2 protein-coding genes are annotated in these 3,181 nt (G+C 60.6%); both read left to right on the top strand.

Annotated features, from left to right (window positions below):
• Positions 1 to 206: 206 nt before the first annotated feature.
• Positions 207 to 896 carry a TetR/AcrR family transcriptional regulator gene (locus VZ95_RS00795; protein WP_052711358.1) on the top strand — a complete coding sequence of 230 codons (690 nt, stop codon included), beginning with the start codon at positions 207 to 209 and terminating at the stop codon, positions 894 to 896.
• A gap of 45 nt (positions 897 to 941) precedes the next feature.
• Positions 942 to 3,181, top strand: a 2,240-nt coding sequence (locus VZ95_RS29575; RefSeq protein ID WP_052711359.1) for an extracellular solute-binding protein, incomplete at its 3' end; no start/stop codon positions are given.

Genomic DNA, 3,181 nt, shown 5'->3' on the forward strand with positions numbered 1-3,181 from the left:
AGAGACAGAGGCCGCAGATCCATCGGATTTGCGGCTTTCGTGAAATATCGGTAATCTTTGGGGGTTCAGGGCCAAAACTCTTGTTACGGTCTTATGAAGTTCCCATACCAATAGGGGCGGGTAATTAGTATACTCGCGCATGAAAGCTGGCGGCGGCGCGTCGATTGCTCATTTCAGGAGCGCGCCGAGGCCTAGGAGGGTTGGGGATGACGGCTGTTCCGATCGCGATTGTCACGAGCACCACGGGGTCCGCGCGCGCGGAAACAATTGGTCACGCCGAGCGCGGCCAAGATCGCCGGACGGAGATTTTGGCTGCGGCGCGCGAACTCATGCTCACGGAGGGCTATGATCGCACCTCCATGCGCAATATCGCCGCAAAGCTGAACGTGACGCCGACGACGCTCTACCTCTATTTCCGCAATAAGGAAGAGTTGGTTTTCCATCTGGTGCAGGAAACCTTCGGGATTCTGCTGGAAAATCTTCAGTCGGTCATGTGCCCCGTCACCGATCCGCTCTGCGCGCTGCGCAAGGGGCTTGAGGCCTATATTCGCTTCGGCCTCGCCTACCCGGACCATTACCGCGTCGTCTTTATGACGTTGCCGCACGAAGCCAAGCGCGACGCCTGCCATAAAAAGCAGGAAGAATGCTGCGATAGCCTGTGCGATCAGGCCTATGGCAGCCTCGAAAAAGGCGTGGCGCGCTGCCAGGCCTCGGGGCAATTGCGCGCGGGCGATGCGGCCGCCATTACGGCGACGCTGTGGGCCAGCGTTCACGGGCTGGCGACGCTGCTCATCAAATCGGGCGATCATCCGGCGGCAACCCCGGAGTTAATGATCGAAACGCTGCTGGACACCCTTCTGCGCGGCCTTGCCCCGGAACCCTCCCTACCCCACTGATCCGCAGGTCTTCTGCGGATGACCATCAATTCGGCAGGAGATGGAATGCTGCGTGTTTTGACACTAGCGGCGGGCCTTCTGGCCTGCTGGGCTGCGGGAACTGCGAGCGCCGACCCGGTACATGGGATTGCCCTCTACGGGGCACCCAAATATAAGCCGGGGTTCAGCCACTTCGACTATATCAACCCGAATGCGCCGAAGGGCGGCGAGCTGCGGCAAGCCGTGATCGGCGGGTTCGATAGTCTCAACGGTTTCATCCTCAAAGGCACGCCCGCCTCGGGTGTCGGCTTGCTGTTCGACACGCTGACTGTGAGCGCCGATGATGAGCCCTTCAGCCACTACGGGCTGTTGGCGGAAACGATGGAACTTGCCGCCGACCGCGCCTCGATCACCTTCAAATTGCGCGCGGAGGCTAAGTTTCACGACGGCAGCGCGGTAACGGCGCAGGATGTGGCCTTCAGCTATAAAATGCTGAAAGAAAAAGGTGCCCCCCATTACCGCAGCTATTTTAATGATGTCGTCGGGGTGGAAACCCCCGACGCGCGCACGGTGATTTTTCGCTTCAAGGACGGTAATAATCACGAACTGCCGCTGATTATCGGCCAGTTCCCGGTTTTTGCTGCCGCTTTTTACGCAAACCGCCCGTTCGATCAGAGCAGCCTCGACGTGCCCTTGGGCTCCGGCCCCTATACGGTCAAAAGCGTCGACGCCAACCGCAGCATCAGCTACGCGCGCAATCCCGACTATTGGGCGAAGGATCTGCCGCCGCAGCGCGGCCATCATAATTTCGATCTCTTACGCTACGATTATTACCGCGACGATGGGGTGGCGCTGGAAGCCTTGATGGCCGGCGATATCACCTTTCGGCAGGAAACCTCCTCCTCCCGTTGGGCCACCGCCTATGATAAGCCGCCCGTGCGCCAAGGTTTGATTAAGCGCACCGAGATTGGCGACAATAGCCCGCGCGGTATGCAGGGCTATGTGTTCAACACCCGCCGCCCGCTGTTCGCCGACCCGAAACTGCGCGCCGCCCTGGCCTATGCCTATGATTTCGAGTGGACGAATAAGACGCTGTCGGACGGGCAGTTGATCCGCACCGTCAGCTATTTCGATAATTCGGAGTTGCGCGCGCGCGGCCTGCCGAGTGCAGAAGAACTGGCGCTGCTGGAACCCTTCCGGGGCAAGGTGCCGGAGGAAGTCTTCACCACCGAATATTTTCCCCCGAAAACCGACGGCAGCGGCAATATTCGCGAGAACCTGCGCACGGCCCTCCGGCTGCTGCGCGAGGCCGGGTGGACGGTGAAAAACAACAAGCTCAGCGACGCCAAGGGCCAGCCGCTGAGCTTCGAAATCCTCATCGATAACCCCGCCTTCGAGCGCACCACCCTGCCCTTCATTAAGAACCTTGAACAATTGGGCGTGACCGCAACCCTGCGCCTCCTGGACGTGAGCCAGCATCAGAAGCGCGTCGAAGCCTATGATTTTGATATGATGATCGGTATTTTCCCGCAGTCGATTAGCCCCGGCAACGAGCAGCGCGACTTTTTTCGGCTCCGCCGCCGCCGATATTCCCGGCGGGCGCAACCTGCCCGGCATCAAAGACCCCGCCATCGATGCGCTGGTCGATCAGGTCATCAATGCCCCCAGCCGCGAAGCATTGGTGACGCGGGTGCGCGCGCTGGACCGACTGCTGCGCTGGGGCCATTACATGATCCCGCAGTTCTACGGGCGCACCACGCGCTACGCCCATTGGGACTATTACGGCCGCACCGGCATCGAAACCCTCCAACGCGAAAGCTTCGATCGCTGGTGGTGGGATGCGGAGAAGGCGGCGGTAACGCAGACAAAACGCGGCGGATAAAAAAGGGGGCCACACGGCCCCCTTTTTCAATCGAGTTCAGCCGAAGCCTAACTCTGAATAATATCGACCTCGCCGATAATCGTGCCGCCGAGATCGACTTCGAGCTTGCGGTAACGGACGCGGCCCTTGATCTGGCCCGTGGCGCGCACGGTCAGCTTTTCGCGCACCGTCAGGTCGCCCTCATAATTCCCGGCGATATCGGCAATATCAATCTCGGCATTGCCCTTAAAGAAGCCGCCATCGGCGACTTCGATCACGCGCCCGCCGATCAAGGAGGCATCGACCCGGCCTTCAACAGTGAGAATATCGCAGGAGTTGATTTCCCCGGACAGGCTGATGTCGCGGCCCACGGTGAGGCGCTTGCCCTCGATCTCGGGTCGCGCACCGGGCGACGGCATTGCGGGAACGGCCGCGCGGCGCGGCG

The sequence above is a fragment of the Elstera litoralis genome (genome assembly GCF_000963705.1).
GTDB classification, from domain to species: Bacteria; Pseudomonadota; Alphaproteobacteria; order Elsterales; family Elsteraceae; genus Elstera; species Elstera litoralis.